The following is a 24,387-nucleotide window of genomic DNA, read 5'->3' on the forward strand; positions in this document are numbered from 1 at the left end:
GGGGAATTGAGTCCTCCGGCGCGGGGTTTCATCCGGGTGTGACAAGGGGCCTTCGAGAGCCCGGGCACGATTCAGTGGCCCGAGTGCTGAATGCGTTCTCCTTCTTCTATTGGACCCCCGGGCGCGCGGCGGCCAGGCTGGAGTGCACCATCGCCCGACAGCCGGAAGAGGTCACGAACCCATGCACACCCGCCGCATCGGTGACGTCGAGGTCAGCGCGATCGGCCTGGGCGCGATGCCCATGTCCATCGAGGGACGACCGGACGAGGAGCGCTCCCTCGCCACCATCCACGCCGCCCTCGACGCCGGTGTGACCCTGATCGACACCGCGGACGCCTACCACCGCGACGCCGACGAGGTCGGCCACAACGAGACCCTGATCGCCAAGGCCCTCGCCTCCCACGACCGCGGCGGCGACATCCTGGTCGCCACCAAGGGCGGCCACCTCCGCCCCGGCGACGGCAGCTGGACGCTCGACGGCAGCCCGCGCCACCTCAAGGCGGCCTGCGAGGAGTCCCTGCGCCGGCTCGGCGTCGAGGCCATCGGCCTCTACCAGTTCCACCGCCCCGACCCGCGCGTCCCCTACGCGGAGTCCGTCGGCGCGATCCGCGACCTGCTGGACGCGGGCAAGATCCGCATGGCCGGCATCTCGAACGCGAACCCCGAGCAGATCCGGCAGGCCGACGAGATCCTCGGCGGGCGCCTGGTCTCCGTGCAGAACCAGTTCTCCCCGGCCTTCCGCTCCAGCGAGCCGGAACTGCGCCTGTGCGACGAACTCGGTATCGCGTTCCTGCCCTGGAGCCCCCTCGGCGGGATCTCGAAGGCCGGTGAACTCGGCTCCGGGCACGCCGCCTTCGCCCGCATCGCCGAGGCACACGGCGTGAGCCCGCAGCGCGTGTGCCTGGCCTGGATGCTCGCCAAGTCGCGCGTGGTCGTCCCGATCCCGGGCGCGAGCCGGCCCGAGACCATCCGCGACTCGCTGGCCGCCACCGACCTCGCCCTGACGGCCGAGGAACTGGCGGAGCTGGACGCCGCCTGAGAGGACCACGAGACCCGGGGACGGCCGCACGCCGCCCCGGGTCTCCTGCTGCCGACGAGCAGGCGCTCGCCCTGCGCACCGGCAACCGGGTCGAGGAGATCGGCTCCGGCCTAAGACCGGTCGCTTCCGATCAGTTCTCGTCAAATCCACCCCAGGTGAGAAAAACGTGTGAATGTTTCCGCGTGGTTCGGGCATACGCAGCGAAAACAGAGAGAGGGGCGCTACGTGCTTGTACCGGACCGGAAGATCGTCAGGGAGTTGCTGACGCGGTACGCGTCGCTGAGGATCGCTCAGTCGGAGAGGCACGTGCCGACGGCGGCACGCCAGCTGGAGGACGTCAGCTACACGCTGTGCGTGATGATGGGGACGTCCGACATCAGCGACGCCATTGCCAAGGCGGACGTCCTGCTGCTCACCGAGGGACGTCCCGATGCCGCCGACGCGGACGGGGAGAACGGCCTGACGCTGGTCGGCTGACAGTTCTGTGAGGCCCGGCACGACCGGGCACGGCGCCTCGGCGGCCCCTAGGAAGGGGCCGCCGAGGCGTTCGTCCGCCCGTGGAACGCCATGCGGTAGGCGTACGGCGTGGTGCCCACCACTTTGCGGAACCGCTCCCGGAACGCGGTCGGCGAGCCGAACCCCGCCTGACGCGCGATCCGTTCGACGGAGTGGTCGGAGTTCTCCAGCAGGTACTGGGCGCGCCGCACCCGCACCCGCAGCAGCCACTGCAGCGGCGTGGTGCCGGTCTGTTCGCGGAAGCGGCGGCTGAAGGTCCGCTCGCTCATTCCCGCCCGCGCCGCCAGCGCGCCCAGCGTCACCTCGTGCGCGAGGTTGTCCTCGATCCACTCCAGCAGGGGTTCCAGCGCCGAGCCGCGCGGCACGGGCGGATGCTCGTGCACGATGAACTGGGCCTGCCCGCCCTCCCGTTCAAGAGGCATGACCGACATCCGGGCGATGTTCGCGGCGACGGCCGACCCCAGGTCCCGCCGGATCATGTGCAGGCACAGATCCAGTGCGGCGGCCGCCCCGGCCGAGGTGAGGATCTGCCCGTTGTCGACGTACAGCACGTCCGGCTCCACCTCGACCCGCGGGAAGCGGCGGGCCAGTTCACCGGCGGCCACCCAGTGCGTGGTGGCGCGCAACCCGTCCAGCAGTCCCGCCTCCGCCAGCACGAAGGCGCCGACGCACACCGACGCGATCCGGGTCCCGGCCTCGGCCGCCTCCCGCAGGGCCGCCAGCACACGGGCGGACGGCGGCGCGGCCTCGGGGGAGCAGCCCGGCACGATGATGGTGTCCGCCTCCGCCAGCGCTTCGAGCCCCCGCTCGACCCGCAGGGTGAAACCGCCGTCCGCGCGCACCTCGGGCGTCTCGGCGCACAACCGGACCCGGTAGGCGGGCCGTCCGTCCGGCATATGGGTCCAGGCGAACGTCTGCTGGGGCGCCGCCATGTCGAACGGCACCACTCGATCGAGGACCAGGATCGCCACGGAGTGCATGACCGCCACCCTAGGCGCCTTCCCGCCAGCCCTGTGAGGTGGGGATCGCGGCTGGTGCGGAAGGGGGAGCGCAGGTCGGACCAGGTGGCGAGAACCCGTTGGAAGCTGTCGTTCCAGCCCATGGGCGCACGTGCCGGGGCGTCCTAGCGTGGGCGCCGTTGATCGCATTCACGGAAAGAGCCCCGGTGACCAAGATTCTGCTGTCCCTTCATGTCCTGGCCGCCATCGTCGCCATCGGTCCCGTGACCGTCGCGGCCAGCATGTTCCCGCCCGCCGCGCGCCGCGCGACCCCCACCGGCGTCGGCACGGTAGCCCTCCTGCACCGCATCTGCCGCGTCTACGCCGGTGTCGGACTCACCGTCCCGGTCCTCGGGTTCGCGACCGCGGCCGCGATGGGCGTCCTCGGCAGCGGATGGCTCGTCACCTCCATCGCCCTGACCGCCGCGGCCGCGGGCGTCCTGGCCGCTTTCGTCCTGCCCCGCCAGGAGGAGCTCCTCGGCCAACTGAGGGACGAGCAGGCCCCCGACCACCGAAACACCGTGCAACTCGCCATGTTCACCGGCATCTTCAACCTGCTGTGGGCCACGGTCACGGTGCTGATGATCGTCCGGCCGGGTTCGACGACGGGAGCCTGAGGAAGCCCCGCGTTCACCTGTCACGGATGTCCGGTCTGCGTCAAGTCATCCCAAGGAATTCACACTCCGGGACACCGCGCCGCCTACACTCGCAGTCTCGCCCCCGCACGGGGCCGACGAGCAGAAAGGCACGTTGACGGGTGTTCCAGGATTCCCCCATCTACGACCGACTCATCGCGGAGCGCGGTGACATCCCCGCACAGGTGCGCCGCGAGGCCGAACGTGTGAGCAGGGAACTGGAGCTGGTCATGCGGCCCTCACAGTCCCTCGGCTACGACCGTCCGCACTCCCCGGGCGCGGGCTGGCAGCGTGCGGGCATGCTCCCCGGCCCGCGCCCGCAGTGAACCCGGGCGGCGGGCCAGTGGCCCGGGACCGGACCCGGTCTGCGCCGGGCCCGGTGCTCAACGGACCGTCGTGTTCGAGCCATTGACATGTGACGGCTGGACCGGAACGGGCCGGGCCAGCCATTCGGCGATGGTCCGGGCGATCGGCTGACCCGTCTCCACCTCGACGAACCCGAACTGCCCCGACTGGTTGCACTCCAGGAACCACCAGGTCCCGTCGGAGTCCTCCACGAAGTCGAAAGCCCCGTACGCCAGTTCGGCCTCACGCAGATAGGACAGGACACCCGGCGCGATGCAGGACGGCACCTCGGTGGGAAGCCACGGCGAGCCGGGCGCGGCGAACCGCACATCGACCTCGTCCGGGTCCGCGTCCTCAGCGGTCGCCTTGCGGGCGGCCAGCATCCGCTCGCCCACGACGGTGAGCCGGATGTCGGCCCGCTTGGTGATCCGCCGCTGCAGCAGCGTCGGCCCGAACGCGACGGCGGAGAAGTCCGCGTCCGGGGCGACCCGGCTGGTCGGCACGGCACGCGGCGGATCCTGCGGATGCGCGCCCGACACCGGCTTGACCACCAGCTCCGGGTAGCGCTCCGCGAACTCGCGGGCGGCACGGGGGAAGGTCGTGATCAGCGTCGCGGGCACGGGCAGGCCGCATCTCTGGGCGAGACGCAGTTGCCACGGCTTGTGCCGGGCCCGGCGCGCCGCGTCGGGCTGGTTCATCCAGCGCGCGTCCGAACCCCGCAGCATGCCGTAGAGCGCCTGGGCGGCCTCCTCGGTCAGCCATGCGGACGGCTGAGCCGCCCGCGCGGCCGGGACGCCGGGCCGGCGCACCCACACGGACCGGATCCCCCCGATGCTCACCAGCCGCCCCCCGGCGGACAGATGGCCGCGGAACCGGCCGTGCACATACTCCCCCGACAGCGCGACACCACCGGTCAGGTCCGCGGGATCGACCCGGACCACAGGAACCCCCGTCGCGTTCAGGTGCACGACCACCATGTCCGCGGTGACGTCCTCCTCACAGGTGAGGATCAGTACGGTCATCGTCGGCGGCCCGTGGTCAGTCGTCGAAGTGCGTCTTGGAGCCGGCGGTGGACGTCGTGGTGCCGAACTCTCTCAGCAGGGCGAAGTCGGAGGCCGCGACCCGGCCGTCGCGGAGCACGTTCAACTGCTGTCCGGCGTCGTACACGTACGGAATGGCAGCTTCCAACTCCACTGCCGGGCGCGCGTAGTTGAGCGCGAACGGTTGCATCGTCTCTCCCTCGTCGGTACTGCGCCGATCAGGTGGTGGCCCGGGGGCGCGGCCGCCCGGTCCGCCGACCTGTTTCGGCTTCCAGAGACTTATACGAATCGAACGGGTGGTTGGTTTCCTTACTTTCCGTAGTCATCGGGCCGGTTGCTGGTCCGGCCGGTGTGTCGTGCTGCGCTCCCGTTCGCCGAGGGAGCCGCGGACAGTGCGCAGAGCGAGCAGCAGGACGCCGATGTCGTCCAGGTACACCGGGTCGGGCATCAGGTCGACGGGCAGCAGGAAATAGAGCACCGCGCCCCAGAAGACCCAGCGCGGGCCCGTGGGCAGTCCCGCGCGCCGCAGATCGCGCCGGGTCCGGACCAGCCGCACGAGGACGACGACGGCGAAGACGAGGACGACGGCCGCGAGAGACGCGGCCAGGATGATCACCTTTGTGGTCGTATCCACGAGTTGCTCTCCTCCTGGCATGCCGCGACACCGGGTGTCCTTAGCTGGATTCCCGTTTCCGGCGGCTGTATTGCGGCCAGGGCCCGACATGTCGGCGAGTCGACGGATTTTCCCGTGCGGGTGGTCATCCCGGTGGCTCACCCGAGTGGCACGGGGTGACGGGGGCGCTTAGTAATGGTCAGCGTAACGTCGCTCGCCGCACGACGGGGGGCGCAGGAGCGGCCGCACTCTTCCCCATGGAGGCGAGTATGACCACCTGCTCTTCATCACCCCGCCCGAACGAACCTGCCATACCCAGCGAGCCGAACGGGTCCGCCCCGCCGTCCGCCGAGACCACCGTCGCCACCGGAACGCACCCGGTGGAGCAGACGAGCGCGCAGCCCGCCGCCGGTCCGTACGAGACGTACCGGGCGGGGCACTCCGAACCCGCCGTCGCCGGTTCCCACCAGGCCGACCGGGCGGCCGCCGAGCCCATTGCCCTCGGCTCCCACCCGGCGGCCGGGGCGGGAACGCAGCCGGCGGCCCCCGCGCGGCCCGCTGTCCCCGGGGTCGACGAGACGGACACGTCCGCCGCCCACGCCCCGGACCGGGCCGCCGCGCAGCCGGTCCCGCCCGTTCAGGACTGGCTGGATCCCGCCGAGGCGCGGCCTGCCGCTCCCGTCCTCGACGGGCCGGACCCCGCGGACGAGCCCACCCGGCCCGCCCACCCGGACACCGTCGGCACGGACGACGGCACCGAGCCCGCTGCGCACGGCGGGGACGAGGCCGAGCCGCCCGCCGGGCCCGGACCGGGCGACGAAGACCAGCCGGGTGCGCGGCCGTTCGTGATCCGGTCGCTCGACGACAACCCGGTGGAGCTCCGGCCCGGCACCGGCCCGGCCTCCGGCGCACCGTACGGCGACGCCGTCAGCGACCTGGTGCACGCCGCCGTGGCCGACCGGCCGCTGGAGGAGGTCGTCGACCTCATCGTCTCGCTGGAGGAGTCGCCCGACCACACGCAGGCGAGGGTCGACGCGCTCCGCACCGCCGGGGTGAGCCGGTCCGTGGAGGACGTGTCCCGGCTGATCGCCCTGCTGACGAAGCCCCCGCGCGACGCCGAGTGCGCGGACGAGGCGATCCGGGCCGCGGCCGCCCACCGGCCGGTGGAGGAGGTGACCCGGCTGGTCACCCTGCTGCACAAGGAGCCGCAGGAGCCCCACGTCCGTGAGGAGGCACTCCGCGCGGCCGCCACCGGCCGGTCCGTCGGGGAACTGGTCGAGCTGATCGACCGCCTCGGGCTGGAACGGCTGGACCGCAAGGGCCGTCGCCCGAACGGGACTTCGCGCCCCGAGGGCGGAACGGGTGGGCCCGAGGCGCCCGGTCGCCAGGGCAAGCGCCGCGCGGCACGCCCGGGCCCGGCCCGCGAGACCCACCGCACCCTCGACGACGCACCTCCGGAGCGCGAGCGTGCGACGGACCCGTTCGCCCGGTCCGTGTCCTGGTCGGGCTGGCTGGCCGCCCTGGCTCTCGCCGTGTGCGCGGTGGTCCACTTCCCGCTGGAGCGCGGCGACGCGTCCCTGCGCCTGCACGCGTTCGCCCTCGGCCTGTCGGTGCTGTGCACGGTGCTGGCGCTGCTGCTCGCGCTGCGCCCCGTCGCGCTGGTGCTGGCCGGGGCGGTGCTGGTGCCCACGGTGCTGGCCGGGGCCCAGGCGTACGGGAGTTCGTTCCCGTCGGCGTCCCTGTCCCGGGCCGTCGACCTGGCGCTCGCCCCACCGTGGCTCGCTGCCGGGGTCGCCGGGTGCGCGGCCCTGCTGGCCCTCGTCGCGCTGGTCTTCCGGGTGCTGGCACCCATCGCCGCCAGGCAGTGGGAGGCCACGCCGGTGTCCGAGGCACGCGGCACGGCGGAGTGAGGCCCGGAGGGCTCCCTTCGGTCGGACCGGATCGAGGCGCTGTCGCCTGACTGTCGCCTGCCGATCCGATCCACTCGGCAACTCGGCAACTCGGCTCGCGGCGAGTGGTGCCGCCGCGTTTCAGGCCCGGCGGTCGAGCAGCCCGGTCAGTACCCGGTCCGGGGTGAGCGGGAGTTCACGCAGGCGGACGCCCGTGGCGTGATGGACCGCGTTGCCGATCGCCGCGGCCGTCCCGACGATGCCGATCTCCCCGATCCCCTTGCTGCCCATGGGGTTGAGGTGGGAGTCCTCCTCGTCGAGCCAGTGCGCCTCGATCTCGGCGACGTCGGCGTGCACGGGCACGTGGTACGACGCCAGATCCGACTCGGTGAAGTCACCGAACGCGGCGTCCATGGTGCTGCCCTCGGTCAGCGCCATGCCCAGGCCCATCGTCATACCGCCGACGAACTGGGAGCGTGCCGTGCGGGCGTTGAGGATGCGGCCCGCCGCGTACACCCCCAGGAGCCGGCCGACCCGGACCTCCCCGGTGACCGTGTCCACGGCGACCTCGGCGAAGTGCGCCCCGAAGGCGTGTCGCGCGAAGTCGCTCTCGGCGTCCGCCGCGCCCTGCGTGTCGGCGCGGGCGTCGAGGCCCTGCCCGGGCAGTGGCCCGGCGTGCTCGGCCAGCCGCCGGGCCAGTCGGGCACAGGCTTCGTGCACGGCCCAGCCCCAGGAGGCGGTGCCGGACGAACCGCCGGCCAGGGGCGCCGACGGGAGTTCCGTGCTGCCGACCTCGATCCGCACCCGCTCCAGCGGCACCCCGAGGGCGTCGGCACCGACCTGCGCGAGCACGGTCCGGGCACCCGTCCCGATGTCCGTGGCGTTGACCCGCACCAGGAACGTACCGTCGGGCAGTGCGCGAGCCGTCGCCGTGGAGGGCCCCACCAGGACGGGATACGTCGCCGCCGCCACACCCGTCCCCAGCAGCAGGGGCCCTTCCCGTCGGGAGCCCGGGCGGGGATCGCGCCCGGCCCACCCGAAACGCCGGGCGCCTTCGCGCAGACACTCGACCACGTGCCTGCTGCTGAACGGCTTGCCGCTGTCGGGCTCGACGTCGGGCTCGTTGCGGACGCGCAGCTCGATCGGGTCCATGCCGAGTTCGGTGGCGAGCTCGTCCATGGCGGACTCCAGCGCGTACATGCCGGGGGCCTCGCCCGGGGCCCGCATCCAGGACGGCGACGGAACGTCGAGCGCCGCGACCCGGTGCACCGTACGACGGTGGGGCGCGGCGTACATCACCCGGGTGGGCACGGCCGCCTGTTCCACGAACTCCTTGATGCGGGAGGTGTGCGTGGTGACCTCGTGCGCGACGGACGTGAGACGGCCGTCCGCGTCGGCGCCGAGCCGCAGCCGGTGCAGGGTCGGGGCGCGATGCCCGACGACGGCCGGCAGATGGCGGCGTGGCAGGGCCACCGTCACCGGCCGCCCGGTCTGCCGTGCCGCCATGGCGGCGAGCACCACGTCGGGCCGGGGCGTGCCCTTGGAGCCGAAGCCGCCGCCGACGTGCTCGGCGGTGACGACGATCCGCTCCTCCGGCAGGCCGAACAGCGCGGCGAGCGTGTCCCGCACGACGCCGGTGCCCTGGCTGGAGGTGTGCACGGTGAGCCGGCCGTCCTCCCACCGGGCGGTGCTGGTGTGCGGCTCCATGGGGTGGTTGTGCAGCGGCGGCACCCGGTACGAGACGTCCACCCGGGCGGCCGAGGAGCCGAACGCCCCGTCGGCATCGCCCTGTTCACGGACGGCCGGTTGACCGCTGTTGGCCTCCTCGGGCACGTACACACCCGGATGCGAGACGGTGAGCGCCACGTCGTGCTCCTCGGCGTCGTAGGCGACGCGGACGGCGGCCGCTCCGGCGCGAGCCGACTCCAGTGTCTCGGCCACCACCAGGGCCACGAACCAGCCGCGGTGCGGAACCCGGGGATTCTGCAGCACGGCGAGCGTGGGATCCTCCGGTTCCGCGAGACGTGGCGCGTTCTCGTGGGTGAGGACGGTGAGAACCCCGGGCACGGCCAGGGCGGCCGTCGTGTCGACGCCGGTCACCCGGCCCCGGGCCACACTCGCCGGCACGGGCCAGGCCTGGGCCCGGCCGGGGGAGTGGAACTCGGCGGCGTAGCGGGCGGTGCCGCTGACCTTCTCCCGTCCCTCCCGGCGCTCGGCGGGGGCACCCACACTGCCGTTCACGAGACCCTCCCGGTGAGCGCGGTGTCCGTGAGCCGGGACAGCACGTCCACGGCGAGATTGCGGGCGAGCGGCACCTTGTAGGCGTTGTCCCGCAGCGGTTGCGCGGCGGACAGCTCCCGTTCGACGGCGTGCTTGAACGCCGCGCGGGTCGCGGCCGCGCCCAGCAGTGACTCCTCCGCCCGCCGGGCCCGCCAGGGCCGGTGCGCCAGCGCCCCGAAGGCGAGCCCCGCATGGCCGATCACACCGTCGTCCAGGCGCAGCACGACCGCGACGGAGGCGAGTGCGAAGGCGTACGAGGCCCGGTCGCGCGCCTTGCGGTACGCCGACGGCAGCCCGGCCGTGGCGGCCGGCAGCACCACGCCGGTGACCAGCTCGCCGGGGCGGATCTCGGTGTCCTGCTCGGGGCGGTCCCCGGGCAGGCGGTGGAAGTCGGCCGCCGGGACACTCCGGGCTCCCTCGGGCCCGTCCAGCTCGACACGCCCGTCGAGGGCGGCGAGTGCCACCGCCATGTCCGACGGATGGGTGGCGATGCAGTGCGCGGAGTGCCCGAGCACCGCGTGATCACGGTGGACACCGTCCCGCGCGCCGCACCCGCTGCCCGGCTCGCGCTTGTTGCACGGCTTCGACAGGTCCTGGAAGTACGGGCACCGGGTGCGCTGGAGCAGGTTCCCGCCGGTCGTCGCCGCGTTGCGCAACTGCCCGGAGGCACCCGCGAGCACCGCCTGCGACAACGCCGGGTACCGGTCGCGGACGAGGGGGTGGGCGGCGAGGTCGCTGTTGCGGACCATCGCCCCGACGCGCAGCGCACCGTCGGGCAGTTCCTCGATCGTGTCCAGGGGCAGCCGGGTGACGTCGATGAGGGCGGTGGGCGCCTCGACGCCGAGCTTCATCAGGTCGACGAGGTTGGTGCCGCCACCGAGGTAGCGGGCGCCGGCGTGGGAGGCGTACGCGGAGGTCGCCTCCTCGACGCTGCCGGCGCGGACGTAGGCGAACTCCTTCACGGGATCACGTCCTCCACGGCCTCGGCGATCCGCGGATACGCACCGCACCGGCACAGGTTGCCGCTCAGCCGTTCCCGGATCTCCTCGCGGTCCAGCGGCACCGGCTCACCCGAGGGCGCCGCCGGGTCGGTGACGTGCGAGGGGTGACCGGCCGCCGCCTCGGCGAGCGCACCGGCCGCGGAGCAGATCTGGCCCGGGGTGCAGTAGCCGCACTGGAAGGCGTCGCGTTCCAGGAAGGCCCGTTGCAGCGGGTGTGGTTCCTCGCCGTCCCCGGACAGGCCCTCGACGGTGGTGACCTCGCAGCCGTCCAGGGCGACCGCGAACAGCAGACAGCTGTTGACGCGCCGCCCGTCCACCAGGACCGTGCAGGCGCCGCACTGGCCGTGGTCGCAGCCCTTCTTGGCGCCCGTGAGGTCCAGATCCTCCCGCAGGAGGTCCAGCAGGACCCGCCGGTGGTCGACGGTGAGCGTGTGGGGTTTGCCGTTGACGCGGAGTGTGGTCTGCGAGTGGTGCTGATGGTTGCCCATGTCGTGGAGGACCTTCCCGGGCGGGCCGTGATGCCGTACGGACCGCGTATCCAGGAGGGCACGACTGACACGTGCGCCCCACGAGGAGGGTGTTACCGCTCCGATGTGACGCGCTGGGCGGCGGTGCTCTCCTCGTCGTTCTTCTCGTCGCTCTTTCCGTCGCTCTTTCCGTCACCCTTCTGGTCACCGGCCGCGGTCGCGGGGCGCTTGACCTTGAAGCGTTCGAACGTCCGTGTGAGCTGCTGGAGCGGGGACGTGGCCGGTGGACCGGACGGCTGCGGTGCGGCGGGAGCGGCCCCGGCGGACTCCTGATAGGCGGCCAGGGCCTCGTGGGCGCTTTCGGCCGCCTCCCGGTACAGGTCACGGGACTTCGTCATGGCCTCCAGCGCCTCGGCGTACATGGCCACGAGCCCGCGCTGGCGGTCCAGCTCCTCCTGGAGCGTCAGCAGGTGCCAGTCCTCCCGCAGCGCGGTGAGGGCGTCCCCGGCACCGTCGGGCAGGGGTCTCGGGAGTGCGGCGAACCGCGTCACCGCGTCGACGAGGTCGGCCGGCTCGGAGCCGTCGAGGAAGACCGCGCGGACCGAGAAGTCCTGGGCGTCGTAGCCCTCCGGCGCCGGAACGCCCGGCAGCACGACCGCTCCACCGCGCGGCACCTGGACGCCGGAGTCCCGCAGGGCCCAGTTCAGGCCGCGCAGCTGCTGCGGGGCGGCGTGGTGTTCCACCACACGGTGGCGCAGGCCCGGCGGCAACCACCGCGCCACGGGCGTACGTCCCCGGTCGTCGGTGGTCATCGCCTCGTGGACGACCACGTGGATGTGCCATCCGCCGCGCACGGTGTTCCTCAGCAGGCGGCGGGTCTCCTTGTCGTCCTGGGGCAGCGGGTTGATCTCCCCCAGGGTCAGACGCGTGGCGGCATCCTGGTCCCACGCGGTGTCCGGCTCCTGCGGCCAGAACAGGCCGGCGGGGGAGGGCCACGCGTGGTTCCACGGCTGCTCGGCCTCAGCGACCAGCATCCACTCCTGTCCGGGCCCGTCGTCCGCGCCGGGCCGCAGGCTCAGCCGGGCGCGTACGGTCACGTCGTCGCCGGCCCTCCAGCGGGCCTCGAAGACCCGCTCCGCCGGTGCGGTTTCGTCGTCGGGCAACTCCATGAAGTCGTCGATGGCCTGGCTGTCCTTGCGCTGCCGCAGCGAGCGCCGGAGAACGTCTTCCGCGGAACCCGGGGCGTGGCGGCCGCGCGCCAGCCACACCGTGGCAGGTGTCATGGGGCGGACGGTGAGGGAGGTCTGCATGGGTCCATCTGTGAGCGAGGGTACGTGCGCCTGCCAGTATCGTCGCCGCAGGCCGACGGGTGCTACCCGGGGTCGCACCTGGCTCCCCGTGTCGGTGACGTACATACCTACGAGCCTTCACCTCCCCGGCCGGGCCGCGGATCCCACCCCGGGACGATGTCGGTCACGCCCGACTCCACGGGGTGCCCTCCCCGCCGGGACGGGGCGCGCTCCGGCCGCCGGGCCCGGGCGTTCTCTTGTTCGGTCTCGCCATCGGTCATGCGCAGCGCCTACCCGTGCCGGGCTGTGCCATGTGACGCAGAGGCAGCGGCGTATGACGACGGGCGGCGCACTGCGGCACGCGGCAGTGTGAGACGGCACCCGGCAGCGCCCTGGGGTGGGGCCGGGTGCGCGGGATGTGCGCCATGCGCGCGGGGTGTGCGCGCCGCGCGCACATCGACGGATCTCACGCGTGGCCCCGCCCGTCACGCGGTCCCGACAATGGTGCGCACGAGCAGGGCCCGCCCACCATCCGCATCGGGGCGGGTCCTGCTCGCCCGGCAAGACGCGCCGTTCTCACGGTGACGTACCGGCAGTCCCCTCATGCCTGTCGAGGCGGGGACCGGGTACCCGGTCCCCGCACGGGCTCGTGTGCGGACACAGGAGAGGGGACCGGGGGCAGTGGCGGTTAAGGCGATGGGCTGGGCGCACTCGTTCCGTATGTCCGAAGGCGTGCGCGCGGGGAGGGACTGGACACGCAAGCGCGTCGAGTCCCTGGCCTGGGCCGCTGCCGAGCCGGACACGGTGGACACCATCGTGCTGGCGGTGTCCGAGCTGATCACCAACGCGCACATCCACGCCAACAGCGACGCGCACCTGGTCCTCACGTGGGACGGCGACTGCCTTCATGTCAGCGTCCACGACGAGGACCCGACGCTGCCGCGCCAGCGCGAACCGGAGCCGGGTGAGGTCTCCGGCCGCGGAGTGGCGATCGTGCGCAAGCTCGCCGATGAGTGGGGAATGAGGTGCCAGCGGCACGGCAAGACGGTGACGGCATGCTTCCGTCCCGCCGACCCTGACCCCGATGGCGACACCGACCGGCAGGGCGGCAGCAGCAGTTGAGTTCCGCCCACCGATGGGGCCCGCTTCTGAAGGAGAAGTGTCGTGTACCTGGCACGAGGATCGAGTGACGACCCCTATGTCTGGCTCTGGGTCCTGGGCGCTCTCGCGCTGTACGCACTGATCAGCTACGGACTGGCGTACCGCGCCCGCGCCCGGCGTGGTTCCGTACATCCGGCGCATGACGCCCTCCACGACCTCAAGGACCGGGAAGACCCCCAGCCGCCCGAGAACCGCTTCCTCAGCCGCCTGATCATGCTGAGTGGAGCGGGTCTCACCGGTCTCGTCGCCTACCTGACCAGTGGCGCGGTGCGGGTCCTGACGGTCGGGCTCACCGCCGTGGTGGCCGTGGCGATCTGGGCGTACTACGACCACCGCACGGAAACGCGCGCCGCCGCCCAGCGATGACGCAGGCCCGGGCCCCCTCCCGCCCGCGGGAGGGGGCCCGGGCCTGCGTCAGCCGGTCCCGGGGTGCTTGCCGGGTCCGTCGGCGCCGGGCGACAACGGCGTGGGTGACAGGGTGGTGTCCTCCTCACCCGGCTCCAGAAGGGTGTCGGCGGCGCCGACGATGAGGGGGTCGGGTGTGCCGACCGCCTCGCGGTCCTTGCTGGCGTAGTCGATGCGCGACAGCAGACTGCGCATGGTCTCCAGCCGGGCACGCCGCTTGTCGTTGCTCTTGACGACCGTCCAGGGTGCGTGCGCGGTGTCGGTGGCGCGGAACATGTCCACCTTCGCCTCGGTGTAGTCGTCCCAGAGGTCCAGTGAGGCCAGGTCGGTGGGGGAGAGTTTCCACTGGCGCACGGGGTCGACCTGCCGGATCGCGAAGCGCGTGCGCTGCTCGGAGCGCGACACGGAGAACCAGAACTTCATCAGCAGGACCCCGTCGTCCACCAGCATCCGCTCGAAGTCCGGGCACTGGTCGAGGAACAGCTCGTACTCGTCCTTGGAGCAGTAGCCCATCACGCGCTCCACGCCGGCCCGGTTGTACCAGGAGCGGTCGAGGAAGACGATCTCCCCGGCCGTCGGCAGATGCGCGATGTACCGCTGGAAGTACCACTGGCCCACCTCGCGCTCGGTGGGCTTGTCCAGGGCGACCACGCGTGCGCCACGCGGGTTGAGCCGCTCGGTGAACCGCTGGATCGTGCCACCCTTGCCCGCCGCGTCCCGCCCCTCGCACACGACGACCAGGCGGGCACCGGTGTCCTTGACCCACCGCTGGAGCTTGAGCAGTTCGATCTGCAGGATGCGCTTGGTCCGCTCGTACTCCTTGCGGCCCACCTTGCGGTCGTAGGGATAGTTCTCCCGCCACGTCCGGATGGGGCGCCCGTCTCCGTCCAGCACGATCGGCTGCTCCCGGCGACTGGTGTCCACGGTCAACCCGTCCATCAGCTTGTCCGCGTCTTCGGCGCTCATCACTCGACTCCCCGATTCGCAGGTGAACGGACATACGGGTGCCCCGCCCCGTCCCACCCATGTGAGGTGCGAAGACTCCGACCCGGTCAGGCTCCCGGGCCGAGGACAGGTCCACCGCTCAGAGGGCGGTGCCGGTCTCCTCGGCCAGGGCCCGCACGAGACGGTCCTGGAACGCCTCGTCGTGGACGGCGCGATGCGGTGGCAGCCGCCGGCCGTGGTACCAGTAGCCGCCGGTGGTCATTGCCTCGGGGTCCTCGCTCGCGGCCAGCCACTCCTGCGTCTGGTGGCCGAGCTCGAGGTCGTCCGGCGCGCTCGGTCCGCCCATCCTCGTCGGCACCCAGCCGGGATCCACGGCGTTGCTCAGCACTCCGGGGCGCAGCCGGGCCACCACGGCCGCCAGCGCCGTCACGAAGAGCTTGCTGTCGGCGTACGACCCCGCGCTCCCGCCCCGCCAGTCGACCCCGTCCAGCGACGACGGGCGCCCGCCGAGATGGGAGTTGCTGCTCACGTACACCAGCCGGCGCGGCCCGCGCAGCAGGGCGGTCAGCAGATAGGGCGCGACGACGTTGACCGGCATGACCGCCGGGCCGCTCCACACCCCGGCATTGTGGATGACGGCGTCGAGCGGCTGCGACGCGTTCAGCTCGTCGGCGACCCGCCGCACGGCGTCACGCTCGGCGAAGTCGCCCACCACGATGTGCGCCCCACGGTCGGACAACTCTCCGAGAACGGCCACCCGCTCCTGGTTCCGGGCGTGCACCACCACGTCGTGCCCCGCGGCGAGCAACGCCTCCGCCGCGGCCCGCCCCAGCCCGTCCGCGGAACCGGTCACCAGGATCCGGCTCACCGCTCCTCGCATGAGACTGCCCTCCTTCCGCAGGATTCGCGGCCCCGCGAAGAGACGCGTACTAGATCACACAGCCGTCCTTCCCGGGTACCCCGTCGATCCAGTTGGTGTGGTTCTCGACGTAGTAGCTGGACATGATCCCGTACTTGGTCCAGCCCCGCGGCGCGACCATCACCCAGTACGGGTTGCCGCCGACCGACTGGCCCGGGATCTGGCAGTACACCAGCACCTCGTCCCAGGAGTTGATCTGGCCGATCGTGGGGCAGTTCGAGGTGCTCGGTGCGTGGATGCAGTTGCCCTCGTTGATGTCGCGGACGTTGACCCCGTCCGCCCACACGCCGTACCAGCCCTTGCCGTGCCCGTCGGCCGCGGCGCTCTGGGCGGTGGTGATCACAAGGGCGAGCGCTCCAGCGGCGGCGAGTGCCGCGGTCATCTTGCGCATGACGTTCCTCTCGGTGCCGTGGCGGGTCGGCGCATGGGACGGTTCCCGTGCTCGTCGCTCCGCACCATAGGCAAGCCCGAGACGCCGCGGTGCCTGACATCTGTCAGGGACCGGAGCCCTGAAGAAGGCGCGATGCCCGGCCACTCGGCAGCGGCCTGCACGGTCAGGCTGGTCAGCTGCCGCCGGTGAGCTCGCCGCTGAGCGCCCGGTGCAGCCGGGCGCTCGACTCGTTCAGGCCGATGATCTCGACGCTCTTGCCGCGCTGGGCGTACTTGGCCTCGACGGCGTCCAGGGCGGCCACGGACGAGGCGTCCCAGATGTGTGCGGCGGACAGGTCGACGACGACCTTGGCGGGGTCGGTGGCGTACCGGAACCGGCCGACGAGGTCGTTGGACGACGCGAAGAACAGCTCACCGGTGACGCGGTAGACGACCGAGGCGCCGCCGGGGTCCGGGACCGCGGTGACTTCGGCGAGGTGGGCGACCCGCTTGGCGAAGACGACCGTCGCGGTGAGGGAGCCGACGACGACACCGATGGCGAGGTTGTGCGTGGCGACCACACACACCACGGTGACCACCATCACGGTGATCTCCCCGGCCGGCATCCGCTTCAGCGTCTTCGGCGCGACGGAGTGCCAGTCGAAGGTGCCCACCGACACCATCACCATCACCGCGACCAGCGCGGCCATGGGAATGTCGGAGACGACCGGCCCGAAGACGACGCACAGCACCATCAGGAACGCACCGGCCAGGAACGTCGACAGCCGGGTACGCGCACCGGACACCCGTACGTTGATCATCGTCTGGCCGATCATCGCGCAGCCGCCCATGCCGCCGAAGAAGCCCGTGACGATGTTGGCGACGCCTTGCCCGACCGACTCGCGGGTCTTCGAGGAGTGCGTGTCGGTGATGTCGTCCACCAGCTTGGCCGTCATCAGCGACTCCATCAGCCCGACCAGCGCCATGGCGAGCGCGTACGGCGCGACGGTCGTCAACGTGTCCATGGTGAACGGCACGTCCGGCAGCCCGGGCACGGGCAGGGACGACGGCAGCTCGCCCTTGTCACCCACGGTCGGCACGGCGATCCCCGCGGCGACCGTGATCACCGTGAGGATGACGATGGAGACCAACGGCGCCGGCACCACGGACGTCACCTTCGGGAAGAACACCATCAGCGCCAGTCCGGCCGCGATCAGCGGATAGACGGGCCACGGCACGCCCGTCAGCTCCGGGACCTGCGCCATGAAGATGAGGATGGCGAGGGAGTTGACGAACCCGACCATCACGCTGCGCGGCACGAACCGCATCAGCTTCGCGACGCCGAGCGCGCCGAGGACGATCTGGACGACGCCGGCGAGGATGACCGCCGCGACGAGGTGGCCGAAGCCGTGCTCACGGTTGAGCGGGGCGATGACCAGGGCCACGGCACCGGTGGCCGCGGAGATCATCGCCGGCCGGCCCCCGACGGCCGCGATGGTCACGGCCATGGTGAACGAGGCGAACAGACCGATCGCCGGATCGACCCCGGCGATGATCGAGAACGAGATCGCCTCCGGGATCAGCGCCAGGGCGACCACGAGGCCGGCCAGCACCTCGGTGCGCAGCACCTTCGGGTCGGACAGCCAGGTCGGACGTCGGAAGCCACGCAGCCGGGCGGCCGGGGACGGTGCGGAGGAAGACAAGACGAGAGGAACCTGTCGGGGTCGGGCACACACAGCAGCAGAGCGGGCGCGCGGGAAGACGGGGGAGGCGTGGGAGACCGGGGCGGCCGGGAGGTCAGTGGGCAGCGCCGGGGCGACCTGCGCGAGAAGAGGGTGTCACTCGGGCCCGCGTCCGCACCACGGAAACGGGCACGGCAGTCGGCCAGGCCGGCACCACGGCGACTCTACCCTAACGTTAGGGTAGAGATCGGCGCCGGCCGTCCGCAGGCGGCGGCGCGTGACGAGGAAGGCACCGGCGTGAGCAGCGAGCACATGCAGATCGGCGAGGTCGCCGCCCGGACCGAGCTGTCGCTGCGCACGATCCGGCACTACGAGGAGACCGGCCTCGTCATCCCCTCGGCCCGCTCCCAGGGCGGCTTTCGCCTCTACACGGAAGCCGATGTCGCTCGACTGATGGTCATCCGCCGCATGAAGCCCCTCGGCTTCACCCTCGACGAGATGCGCGCCCTCCTGGAGGCCACCGACCGCCTCGACTCGGGCGAGGAGTCGTCCCCCGAGGACCGCGAGGAACTGCTGGAGCAACTCCGCGGCTTCGAGCGGGCCGCGCAACGGCGGGTCGAGGACCTGCGCACCCAGTTGTCGCGTGCGGAGGAGTTCGCGGCCACGCTGGCGGAGCGCCTCACCCGGCCCTCCGCGCCCTGAGTCCTCAAGCGCGCCTCATCCAGCCCTCCGCGCCCTGAGCCCTCAAGCCCCTGCCGCCGCCGGCCTTCGGCCTACGCCAGCGCGTTCACCGCTGCCGCGAAGACCCGTGGCAGGCGCGCCGCGGTGGGCATGATGAGGGGCGCGAGCGCGGGCCGCTGGCGGATCCTCACCAGGAGATCCGTCAGCAGCCGGTGGCGGCGGGTGGCACGGTTCCAGTCGGCCTCGTAGCGGTCCGGCGTCCCGCGGCGCACGTTCGTGACGAGGGACTGGGCGCCGGTGAGGGCGAGGGAGATCCCCTCGCCGGTGAGCGCGTCGATGTATCCGGCGGCGTCACCGACGAGCAGCACCCGGCCGTGGAAGCGGGTGCGCACCCGCTGGCGCAGCGGTCCCGCGCCCCGCACCGCGGTCACGGCCGCTGCCGAGGGGAGACGGGCGGCCAACTCGGGGAAAGCCGCCAGCTGGGTGTCGAAGGAGCCCCGCCGGGACGTCAGGAGTGCGACGCCGACGAGTGAGGGGCTCAGCGGGGTGACGTACGCCTCCCCGTGGGCCCCCCAGTGCACCTCGACGTAGGACGCCCACGGAGGCACCGCGTAGTGCCGGCGCAGCCCGTACCTGGGTTCGCCGCGGGTCTTCACCTCCAGCCCGAGCGAGCGGCGCACCGGTGAGTGCAGCCCGTCCGCGGCCACGAGCCACCGGGCGCGCAGCCCGGTGCCCGGCACGCTCACGCCCGTGTCGTCCTGCCGCACGGCTTCCACACGCAGTGGCAGCACGGGCACCCCGGCGTCGGCGACGGCCTGGTGCAGGGCGTCGTGCAGGCCGGTGCGGCGCGTGCCGAGGCCCGGGCCCCGGCGGAAGTCCGCCTGGACCCGGCGGGATCCCTGGACGTAGCGGATGCCGGTGATCGGCTGTCCCGGGATCTCCAGCCCGAGGGCGGAGAGGGCGCGGACGGCACCGGGCATCAGTCCCTCGCCGCATGCCTTGTCGACGGGGGCGGGACGGGGCTCCGCGACGACGACGTCGAAGCCGGCGCGGGCGGCGTGCAGAGCGGTCGCCAGACCCGCGGGCCCGCCCCCGGCGATCACCATGTCGAGGGTGCCGCTCATGCGGGCACGGCCCCGGCGAGGGCCGCGTTCTCGCAGCGGATGCGGACGGCGAGCAGCCAGGCGTTGGCCGCGGTGAACGCCAGCGCGCTCAGCCAGGCACCGTGCACCAGCGGCAGGGCGGCGATCTCCACCACCACGGCCACGTAGTTGGGATGGCGAAGGAACCGGTAGGGGCCGGTCCCGACGAGACGCGCCCCGGGAACGACGATCACCCGGGTGTTCCAGTACGGCCCGAGCGACATGACACACCACCAGCGCAACGCCTGGGCCAGGACCACCAGGGCGACCATGGGCCAGCCGAGCGCGGGCACGAAAGGCCGGTCGGCCAGGGCGGGTTCGAGGAAGCAGCACACGAGCAGGCCCGTGTGCAGGGTGACCATGGCCGGGTAGTGGCCGCGGCCGTGCTCGACACCGGCGCGGGCCAGGGTCCAGGAAGCGTTGCGCCGGGCCACGGCCAGTTCGGCGAGGCGTTCGGCGGCGATGGCCAGGAGGAGAAGTGCGTACCACGTCATGAGGTCACCAGCGCAGCAGGACGAGTTCGGAGCAGAACCCGGGCCCCATCGCCATGAGCAGGCCCCAGGTGCCGGGCTCGGGGCGGGCGGATTCCTGGATGGTCTGCAGGATGTGCAGGACGGAGACGGAGGACATGTTTCCCACGGCCGCCAGCGAGTTCCACGCGGTGGCCAGGGCGTGGTCCGGCAGATCGAGGGTGTCGGCGACGGCGGAGAGCACCTTGGGCCCTCCGGGATGGCACACCCAGGTGCCGATGTCCTCGACGGTGAGGCCGTGGTCGGTCAGGAAGCCGCGCAGGTGCCGGCCGAAGTGGCCCCGCACGATGCCGGGGATGCCGGCCCCGATCACGACGCGGAACCCCGTGGTGCCGATGTTCCAGCCGAGGAGCTGCTCGGTGTCCGGATACAGATGGCTGCGCGTGGCGACCACCGTGGGGCCGGTGGCGTCCGGCCCGGCGGAATAGCCGGCGCGGGCGACGAGTGCCGCGGCGCCGTCCCCGAACAGTGCGCCGGCCACGAGGTTGGCCTGGGAGTCGTCCCGGCGCTGGAGGGTCAGCGAGCAGAGTTCGACGGTGAGCAGCACGGCCGTCCCGCCGGGGTGCCCGCGAAGGTAGTCGTGCAGCCGGGCCAGACCGGCCGCGCCCGCCACACACCCCAGCCCGAACACCGGAACCCTCTTGACGTCGGATCGCAGGCCGAGGCGTCCGGCCAGCCGGGCATCGAGTGAGGGTGCGGCGATGCCGGTGACGGAGGTGCACACCAGGAGATCGACGTCGGCAGGTTCGAGTCCCGCTTCCCGCAGCGCGCCGGTGAGGGCCTCTTCGCTCAGCTCGAGTCCGGTCGCCATCCAGGCGTCGTTGGCCTGCCCGAAGTCGCGCAGGGCGGCGTACCGTTCGATCGGCAGAGCGAGGTGACGGGCGCGGACTCCGGCGGACGCGTGCAGGCGGCGCAGCAGGGCGCGGTCGGCCCCCGGAGCCAGGCACAGATCGCCGATCGGCTCGGTGAGATCGTCCTGTGCGTAGCGGTGCGCGGGCAGCGCGGTGTGGACGGCCGTGATCGTGGTGCCGCAAGAGGCGGGGCCTTCTCGTGCAGCGTGCCGGGTGGGGCGTGGACGTCCGCGGCCGTCACAGGGACACGCATATCGATAGTGCCTCTCTCGCCCCATTTGTCCATTTATCTTGCCTGTGTGTCTCTACACCCGCCGGAAGTGCTTCCTCCAGCGACACGCCGCGTCCCGGCGCTGTTGCGCTCCTGCCACCTGGAACCGGCGCTCGCCGTGACGGTGTTCGCGACCGTGCTGGCCGTGGCGGCCGGCCGGGGTGCGGCGGGTTCGGCGGCCGTGGCGGCAGCCGTGCTGGCGGGGCAGCTCTCGGTGGGCTGGTGCAACGACGCGGCCGACGCCCGGCGCGACACGATCTGCGGGCGCCGGGACAAGCCGCTGGCCACCGGCGAACTCCCGTCCCGGGCGGTGGCCGTCGCCGCCGGGGCGGCCCTGGGCCTGTGCGTGCCGCTGTCGCTGCTGAGCGGCGTCGCCGCCGGAGCGGCACACCTCGGCATGGTGGCCACCGGGTGGAGCTACAACCTGCTGTTCAAGCGCACGGTGCTGTCCCCGCTGCCCTACGCCGTCGCCTTCGGCTCGCTGCCGGCGTTCGTCACCCTCGGCCTGTCGTCGCCGTCCTGGCCGGCCTGGTGGGCGGTGGCGGCCGGAGCCCTCCTGGGGGTGGGAGCGCACCTGGTCAACGTCCTTCCGGACATCCAGGACGATCTGGCGACCGGCGTGCGCGGATTGCCGCAGCGACTGGGCCGGGGAGCCTGCCGATGGCTGGCTCCGTCCCTGATGCTGGCCGCCGTGTGCGTGCTCGTCATGGGCCCGCCCGGAGGCGTGGGGAGGTCGGGCTGGGCCCTGGCGGGCGCGGCCGTCGCCGTGTCGGTCGCGGGCACGGCCCTGCCCTCCGATGTCCGCAGCCGGTGGCCGTTCCGGGCGGCTGTCATCGTGGCGGGCATGGCCGTGGCCCAGCTCCTCCTGCACGGCTCGGACATGACGTAGCCGTCGAAGACCGGCTCAGGCGCGCCTGCCTCCCGGGCGGGCCGCATCCGGCTCCGGCGTACGCCCGCCCAGACCATGCCGCCCAGACCGTGCCCCGTTGCTCAGTAGCCGACGCGGAAGGTCGCGTCCTGACGTTCGGTCGTCGTGGAGATCGGGTCGATGCGCAGGGTGTAGCCGGCGTGGCGGAGGTAACGGGTCGGGTTGTTGTGAGAGCGGAACGAGGACCAGTTCGCGTCCGCCAGGCCCGCCGTGCGGTGGAAGGTCGCGTCCGCGGCGAACGTCGAGGTGCCGTCGTTGGCGTCGAGGCGGAGCTCGTAGTTGTAGTGCCGCAGGTAGCGGGTCGGATGGCTGACGGACCGGAAGGAGACCCCGGAGCTGTCGGCGAGCCCCGGGACGAGGGTCCACAGGGAGTCCTTGTACGGCTCGATCGGGTACTCGTCGATACGGCCCAGGTAGTCGGAGTGGCGGACGTACCGGGACGGGTAGTTGTACGACTTGAGCCGGTTCCAGGCCGGCGCGCCCCACTTCGCGAGCAGGTTGTCGTACTCGGCCCTGGTGATCGTCGCGATGCCGCAGTGCTTGGAGTTGACCGGCTGGGTGTAGGTCCGCTGGTCGAGGGCCGTCCAGGTGCCGGTGGCGAGGTTGCCGGTCTGCCAGGCGTAGAAGACGCCGTTGGGCGTGTAGGTGTCGCCCCACAGCCACCAGGTGCCGGACGTCAGCGACTTGACCAGGGTCGGGGCCTCGGTGCCGCCGTGTGCCACGCCGGTGCTGAACTCGGTGAAGCTGCCCGGGTTCAGGGTGGTGGATCTGGCACCCACCAGCGTCTGGTTCTTCTTGAAGTAGAGGTAGTTGTAGCCGTTCACGCCGACGGCCATGTCGCCGTCGATGACGTCGTAGCCGGGGTCGAAGAAGACCTGCGGGGCGGAGGCGGTCACGAAGTCGGTCGTGTAGTTGACCATGATCACGTTGTGGCCGCTGGAGTTGACCGAGGAGTAGATCACCGCGTACTGCCGCCGGCCCGCGTCCCAGAACGCCTCGGGGGCCCAGCTGTGGGTGGCCATGTCGTGCAGTTTCAGTCGCCGGTAGCCGGTGAAGGTGCGCAGGTCGGCCGAGTCCCAGACGTGGATGTACTGGCTGTTGTAGTTCCAGTCGGTGCCCTTGAGGTCGGTGGCGAGCACGACGAACGTGCCGTCCTGCTTGCGCATCAGGAACGGGTCGCGCAGGCCCTGCGCGCCCGCGGTGGGGGTGACCAGGGGGTTGTTCTGGTTGAGCGGCGTCCAGTTGAGCCCGTCGGGGCTGACGGCGAGGTGCAGGCCGTAGTCGGTGCCGTCGCCGAGCTTGGTCGACTCGGTGAAGTAGACCATCGCGTATGCCGAGTCGGCGGCGTGCGCGGTGCCGGTGCCGAGGGTCAGGGCGAGCGGCACGGCGGCGGTCATACCGAGGAGGCCGCGGCGGGAGAGGTGGGGGTTTGCGCTCATCGTGTTCTCCAAGGGGGCATGCGGGGGTGCCGAACTGCCGCTGGGTCGGGCGGGGTTCGGAAGAGAGGTCAGGAGGGGCGCTGTCGGCGTGGAAGGGCAGCCGGGAAGGGCATGGGCGGCTCGTCCTTTGCAGCTTCGGGAGGGAGCTGTGCTTTACCGCATTCGATCGATATACCGAACGACGTTCGTGTTGCCGGATGGGAACGTAGGGGCCGCGCAGTACCACCGTCAATACTCGTGCCGGCCCCACCATGAACGCGCGACCCGCCCGCACCGGCCGGCTGAGGCCCGACGCCGCTACTCGCCCGCTGCGGGCACGGGTTCAGCAGCTGACCTGACGGCTGGATACGCAAGGGCCTCGCTGGGGCACGGCTGGTCACCTTGCCGCGCGCCTCCCCGGTACCGCTGTCATGCCCGGGAACGGCCCCGGATCTGCATGCCGGGGCGGCGGCGGTGGACCGTCACGTACGACAGGCCGCTCTCGCCCGCGGTCACGCTGCGGACGCTGCCGTGCGGCAACCAGACGAGGCTGCCGGACTCCACCGGGCACGGCCCGACCGCGGAGCCGAGCGTGCCGTCGCCGGCGACAACGAGCAGAAGGACATCGAGGTCGGGTTCGGCGTGGGCGTCGATGGACCCCCGGGGCGGGACACGGATGAGGTTGGCGTCCAGTTGCCGGCCGGGCTCGGCCAGTCGCCACAGGGCGCCGGTCGACGCCGGATCGGCCGCGGTGATCGACTCGGTGTTGCCCAGGACCCGCGCCACGGGAGCGTCGGCCGCGCCGGGGATCTCCTCCGGGTCAGTCATGGATCGTGCCACCATCCGATACGGGCCTGCCCTGGGCCGGTTCACCTCTCCGGCGGGCGATCCGCACCGCTCGGGGGCGGACGCCCAGAGGAATCTAGCACCGGACGCCGTCCCGGCCGTGGCCGATACCCGGTACCCCCGTGCG

Annotated in this window: 26 protein-coding genes; 9 read left to right on the top strand and 17 right to left on the bottom strand. The window is 72.3% G+C overall.

Features of this window, described 5'->3' with window-relative positions:
• The first annotated feature begins 181 nt into the window (after positions 1-181).
• Positions 182-1,039 carry an aldo/keto reductase gene (locus AB0G20_RS19700; RefSeq protein WP_361303944.1) on the top strand — a complete coding sequence of 286 codons (858 nt, stop codon included), beginning with the start codon at positions 182-184 and terminating at the stop codon, positions 1,037-1,039.
• Between the two features lie 225 nt (positions 1,040-1,264).
• Positions 1,265-1,516: a DUF5133 domain-containing protein gene (locus tag AB0G20_RS19705; protein ID WP_361303947.1), complete on the top strand. Its 252-nt coding sequence runs from the start codon at positions 1,265-1,267 to the stop codon at positions 1,514-1,516.
• A 47-nt stretch (positions 1,517-1,563) separates the two neighbouring features.
• Here the strand turns inward: AB0G20_RS19705 and AB0G20_RS19710 are convergent, their stop codons facing one another.
• The gene (locus AB0G20_RS19710) at positions 1,564-2,535 is read right to left on the bottom strand and encodes a helix-turn-helix domain-containing protein (RefSeq protein WP_361303950.1); all 972 of its coding nucleotides are present in this window, start codon (positions 2,533-2,535) and stop codon (positions 1,564-1,566) included.
• A 185-nt stretch (positions 2,536-2,720) separates the two neighbouring features.
• Here AB0G20_RS19710 and AB0G20_RS19715 point away from each other — a divergent pair, with 185 nt between their 5' ends.
• Complete coding sequence (locus AB0G20_RS19715; RefSeq protein WP_361303953.1) at positions 2,721-3,170, top strand: DUF2269 family protein; 450 nt, start codon at positions 2,721-2,723, stop codon at positions 3,168-3,170.
• 140 nt (positions 3,171-3,310) lie between these two features.
• Positions 3,311-3,514 (top strand): hypothetical protein, encoded by a 204-nt coding sequence (locus AB0G20_RS19720; RefSeq protein ID WP_361303956.1) that lies wholly within the window; start codon positions 3,311-3,313, stop codon positions 3,512-3,514.
• 57 nt (positions 3,515-3,571) lie between these two features.
• Here the strand turns inward: AB0G20_RS19720 and tgmB are convergent, their stop codons facing one another.
• The 3 genes from tgmB to AB0G20_RS19735 form a co-directional block, all read right to left on the bottom strand.
• Positions 3,572-4,555 (bottom strand): ATP-grasp ribosomal peptide maturase, encoded by a 984-nt coding sequence (tgmB, locus tag AB0G20_RS19725; RefSeq protein WP_361303959.1) that lies wholly within the window; start codon positions 4,553-4,555, stop codon positions 3,572-3,574.
• 16 nt (positions 4,556-4,571) lie between these two features.
• Complete coding sequence (gene tgmA, locus AB0G20_RS19730; RefSeq protein WP_031111424.1) at positions 4,572-4,763, bottom strand: putative ATP-grasp-modified RiPP; 192 nt, start codon at positions 4,761-4,763, stop codon at positions 4,572-4,574.
• A 132-nt stretch (positions 4,764-4,895) separates the two neighbouring features.
• The gene (locus AB0G20_RS19735; protein WP_361303962.1) at positions 4,896-5,207 is read right to left on the bottom strand and encodes a YkvA family protein; all 312 of its coding nucleotides are present in this window, start codon (positions 5,205-5,207) and stop codon (positions 4,896-4,898) included.
• Between the two features lie 248 nt (positions 5,208-5,455).
• Here AB0G20_RS19735 and AB0G20_RS19740 point away from each other — a divergent pair, with 248 nt between their 5' ends.
• The gene (locus AB0G20_RS19740; RefSeq protein WP_361303965.1) at positions 5,456-7,096 is read left to right on the top strand and encodes a hypothetical protein; all 1,641 of its coding nucleotides are present in this window, start codon (positions 5,456-5,458) and stop codon (positions 7,094-7,096) included.
• 120 nt (positions 7,097-7,216) lie between these two features.
• Here the strand turns inward: AB0G20_RS19740 and AB0G20_RS19745 are convergent, their stop codons facing one another.
• From AB0G20_RS19745 to AB0G20_RS19760, 4 genes are all read right to left on the bottom strand, one after another.
• A complete protein-coding gene (locus AB0G20_RS19745) occupies positions 7,217-9,316 on the bottom strand; it encodes a xanthine dehydrogenase family protein molybdopterin-binding subunit (RefSeq protein ID WP_361303968.1) in 2,100 nt (699 codons plus the stop codon).
• Positions 9,313-10,317 (bottom strand): xanthine dehydrogenase family protein subunit M, encoded by a 1,005-nt coding sequence (locus tag AB0G20_RS19750; protein ID WP_361303971.1) that lies wholly within the window; start codon positions 10,315-10,317, stop codon positions 9,313-9,315. Before AB0G20_RS19750 ends, AB0G20_RS19745 begins: the two co-directional genes overlap by 4 nt.
• Positions 10,314-10,844 (bottom strand): 2Fe-2S iron-sulfur cluster-binding protein, encoded by a 531-nt coding sequence (locus tag AB0G20_RS19755; protein WP_361303974.1) that lies wholly within the window; start codon positions 10,842-10,844, stop codon positions 10,314-10,316. Before AB0G20_RS19755 ends, AB0G20_RS19750 begins: the two co-directional genes overlap by 4 nt.
• 92 nt (positions 10,845-10,936) lie before the next feature.
• Entirely contained in the window at positions 10,937-12,133 is a 1,197-nt protein-coding gene (locus AB0G20_RS19760) for a hypothetical protein (protein WP_361303977.1), read from the bottom strand.
• Positions 12,134-12,793: 660 nt separating this feature from the next.
• Between AB0G20_RS19760 and AB0G20_RS19765 the strand changes: the two genes are divergently transcribed.
• Both AB0G20_RS19765 and AB0G20_RS19770 read left to right on the top strand, forming a co-directional pair.
• Positions 12,794-13,234 (top strand): ATP-binding protein, encoded by a 441-nt coding sequence (locus tag AB0G20_RS19765; RefSeq protein WP_361303980.1) that lies wholly within the window; start codon positions 12,794-12,796, stop codon positions 13,232-13,234.
• 42 nt (positions 13,235-13,276) lie between these two features.
• A complete protein-coding gene (locus AB0G20_RS19770) occupies positions 13,277-13,639 on the top strand; it encodes a hypothetical protein (RefSeq protein WP_361303983.1) in 363 nt (120 codons plus the stop codon).
• A 48-nt stretch (positions 13,640-13,687) separates the two neighbouring features.
• On the opposite strand, the gene ppk2 is transcribed toward AB0G20_RS19770, so the two are convergent.
• The 4 genes from ppk2 to AB0G20_RS19790 all read right to left on the bottom strand — a co-directional run bounded on the left by ppk2 (position 13,688) and on the right by AB0G20_RS19790 (position 17,614).
• Entirely contained in the window at positions 13,688-14,644 is a 957-nt protein-coding gene (gene ppk2, locus AB0G20_RS19775; protein ID WP_361303986.1) for a polyphosphate kinase 2, read from the bottom strand.
• 118 nt (positions 14,645-14,762) lie between these two features.
• Positions 14,763-15,503 (bottom strand): SDR family NAD(P)-dependent oxidoreductase, encoded by a 741-nt coding sequence (locus AB0G20_RS19780; protein WP_361303989.1) that lies wholly within the window; start codon positions 15,501-15,503, stop codon positions 14,763-14,765.
• A gap of 49 nt (positions 15,504-15,552) precedes the next feature.
• Positions 15,553-15,933, bottom strand: a complete 381-nt coding sequence (locus AB0G20_RS19785) for a hypothetical protein (RefSeq protein WP_361303992.1) — start codon at positions 15,931-15,933, stop codon at positions 15,553-15,555.
• A 172-nt stretch (positions 15,934-16,105) separates the two neighbouring features.
• Positions 16,106-17,614 carry a SulP family inorganic anion transporter gene (locus AB0G20_RS19790; protein WP_361303995.1) on the bottom strand — a complete coding sequence of 503 codons (1,509 nt, stop codon included), beginning with the start codon at positions 17,612-17,614 and terminating at the stop codon, positions 16,106-16,108.
• A 276-nt stretch (positions 17,615-17,890) separates the two neighbouring features.
• On the opposite strand from AB0G20_RS19790, the gene AB0G20_RS19795 reads away from it, so the two are divergent.
• The gene (locus AB0G20_RS19795; protein ID WP_361303998.1) at positions 17,891-18,295 is read left to right on the top strand and encodes a MerR family transcriptional regulator; all 405 of its coding nucleotides are present in this window, start codon (positions 17,891-17,893) and stop codon (positions 18,293-18,295) included.
• Between the two features lie 71 nt (positions 18,296-18,366).
• On the opposite strand, the gene AB0G20_RS19800 is transcribed toward AB0G20_RS19795, so the two are convergent.
• From AB0G20_RS19800 to AB0G20_RS19810, 3 genes are read right to left on the bottom strand one after another with little or no spacing between them, the layout of a single operon-like run.
• A complete protein-coding gene (locus tag AB0G20_RS19800; RefSeq protein WP_361304001.1) occupies positions 18,367-19,398 on the bottom strand; it encodes an NAD(P)/FAD-dependent oxidoreductase in 1,032 nt (343 codons plus the stop codon).
• A complete protein-coding gene (locus tag AB0G20_RS19805; RefSeq protein WP_361304004.1) occupies positions 19,395-19,910 on the bottom strand; it encodes an isoprenylcysteine carboxylmethyltransferase family protein in 516 nt (171 codons plus the stop codon). The genes AB0G20_RS19800 and AB0G20_RS19805 overlap by 4 nt, the downstream gene beginning before the upstream one ends.
• Positions 19,911-19,914: 4 nt before the next feature.
• On the bottom strand, positions 19,915-21,075 hold the full coding sequence (locus AB0G20_RS19810; RefSeq protein ID WP_361304007.1) for a 3-oxoacyl-[acyl-carrier-protein] synthase III C-terminal domain-containing protein: 1,161 nt from the start codon (positions 21,073-21,075) through the stop codon (positions 19,915-19,917).
• Positions 21,076-21,117: 42 nt separating this feature from the next.
• Here AB0G20_RS19810 and AB0G20_RS19815 point away from each other — a divergent pair, with 42 nt between their 5' ends.
• Positions 21,118-21,957, top strand: a complete 840-nt coding sequence (locus AB0G20_RS19815; protein ID WP_361304010.1) for a UbiA family prenyltransferase — start codon at positions 21,118-21,120, stop codon at positions 21,955-21,957.
• 101 nt (positions 21,958-22,058) lie between these two features.
• On the opposite strand, the gene AB0G20_RS19820 is transcribed toward AB0G20_RS19815, so the two are convergent.
• Both AB0G20_RS19820 and AB0G20_RS19825 read right to left on the bottom strand, forming a co-directional pair.
• Positions 22,059-23,435 (bottom strand): glycoside hydrolase family 43 protein, encoded by a 1,377-nt coding sequence (locus tag AB0G20_RS19820; RefSeq protein ID WP_361304012.1) that lies wholly within the window; start codon positions 23,433-23,435, stop codon positions 22,059-22,061.
• 408 nt (positions 23,436-23,843) lie between these two features.
• Positions 23,844-24,242: a hypothetical protein gene (locus AB0G20_RS19825; protein ID WP_361304015.1), complete on the bottom strand. Its 399-nt coding sequence runs from the start codon at positions 24,240-24,242 to the stop codon at positions 23,844-23,846.
• Positions 24,243-24,387: the final 145 nt, after the last annotated feature.

Source organism: Streptomyces sp. NPDC024017 (genome assembly GCF_040638895.1).
GTDB lineage: Bacteria > Actinomycetota > Actinomycetes > Streptomycetales > Streptomycetaceae > Streptomyces.

Coding starts and splice junctions, on each gene's coding strand:
- AB0G20_RS19700 (WP_361303944.1), top strand. CDS start 182: ATGCACACCCGCCGCATCGGTGACGTCGAGGTCAGCGCGATCGGCCTG.
- AB0G20_RS19710 (WP_361303950.1), bottom strand. CDS start 2,535: ATGCACTCCGTGGCGATCCTGGTCCTCGATCGAGTGGTGCCGTTCGAC.
- tgmB (WP_361303959.1), bottom strand. CDS start 4,555: ATGACCGTACTGATCCTCACCTGTGAGGAGGACGTCACCGCGGACATG.
- tgmA (WP_031111424.1), bottom strand. CDS start 4,763: ATGCAACCGTTCGCGCTCAACTACGCGCGCCCGGCAGTGGAGTTGGAA.
- AB0G20_RS19740 (WP_361303965.1), top strand. CDS start 5,456: ATGACCACCTGCTCTTCATCACCCCGCCCGAACGAACCTGCCATACCC.
- AB0G20_RS19755 (WP_361303974.1), bottom strand. CDS start 10,844: ATGGGCAACCATCAGCACCACTCGCAGACCACACTCCGCGTCAACGGC.
- AB0G20_RS19760 (WP_361303977.1), bottom strand. CDS start 12,133: ATGCAGACCTCCCTCACCGTCCGCCCCATGACACCTGCCACGGTGTGG.
- ppk2 (WP_361303986.1), bottom strand. CDS start 14,644: ATGAGCGCCGAAGACGCGGACAAGCTGATGGACGGGTTGACCGTGGAC.
- AB0G20_RS19780 (WP_361303989.1), bottom strand. CDS start 15,503: ATGCGAGGAGCGGTGAGCCGGATCCTGGTGACCGGTTCCGCGGACGGG.
- AB0G20_RS19785 (WP_361303992.1), bottom strand. CDS start 15,933: ATGCGCAAGATGACCGCGGCACTCGCCGCCGCTGGAGCGCTCGCCCTT.
- AB0G20_RS19800 (WP_361304001.1), bottom strand. CDS start 19,398: ATGAGCGGCACCCTCGACATGGTGATCGCCGGGGGCGGGCCCGCGGGT.
- AB0G20_RS19805 (WP_361304004.1), bottom strand. CDS start 19,910: ATGACGTGGTACGCACTTCTCCTCCTGGCCATCGCCGCCGAACGCCTC.
- AB0G20_RS19810 (WP_361304007.1), bottom strand. CDS start 21,075: ATGGGGCGAGAGAGGCACTATCGATATGCGTGTCCCTGTGACGGCCGC.
- AB0G20_RS19820 (WP_361304012.1), bottom strand. CDS start 23,435: ATGAGCGCAAACCCCCACCTCTCCCGCCGCGGCCTCCTCGGTATGACC.
- AB0G20_RS19825 (WP_361304015.1), bottom strand. CDS start 24,242: ATGACTGACCCGGAGGAGATCCCCGGCGCGGCCGACGCTCCCGTGGCG.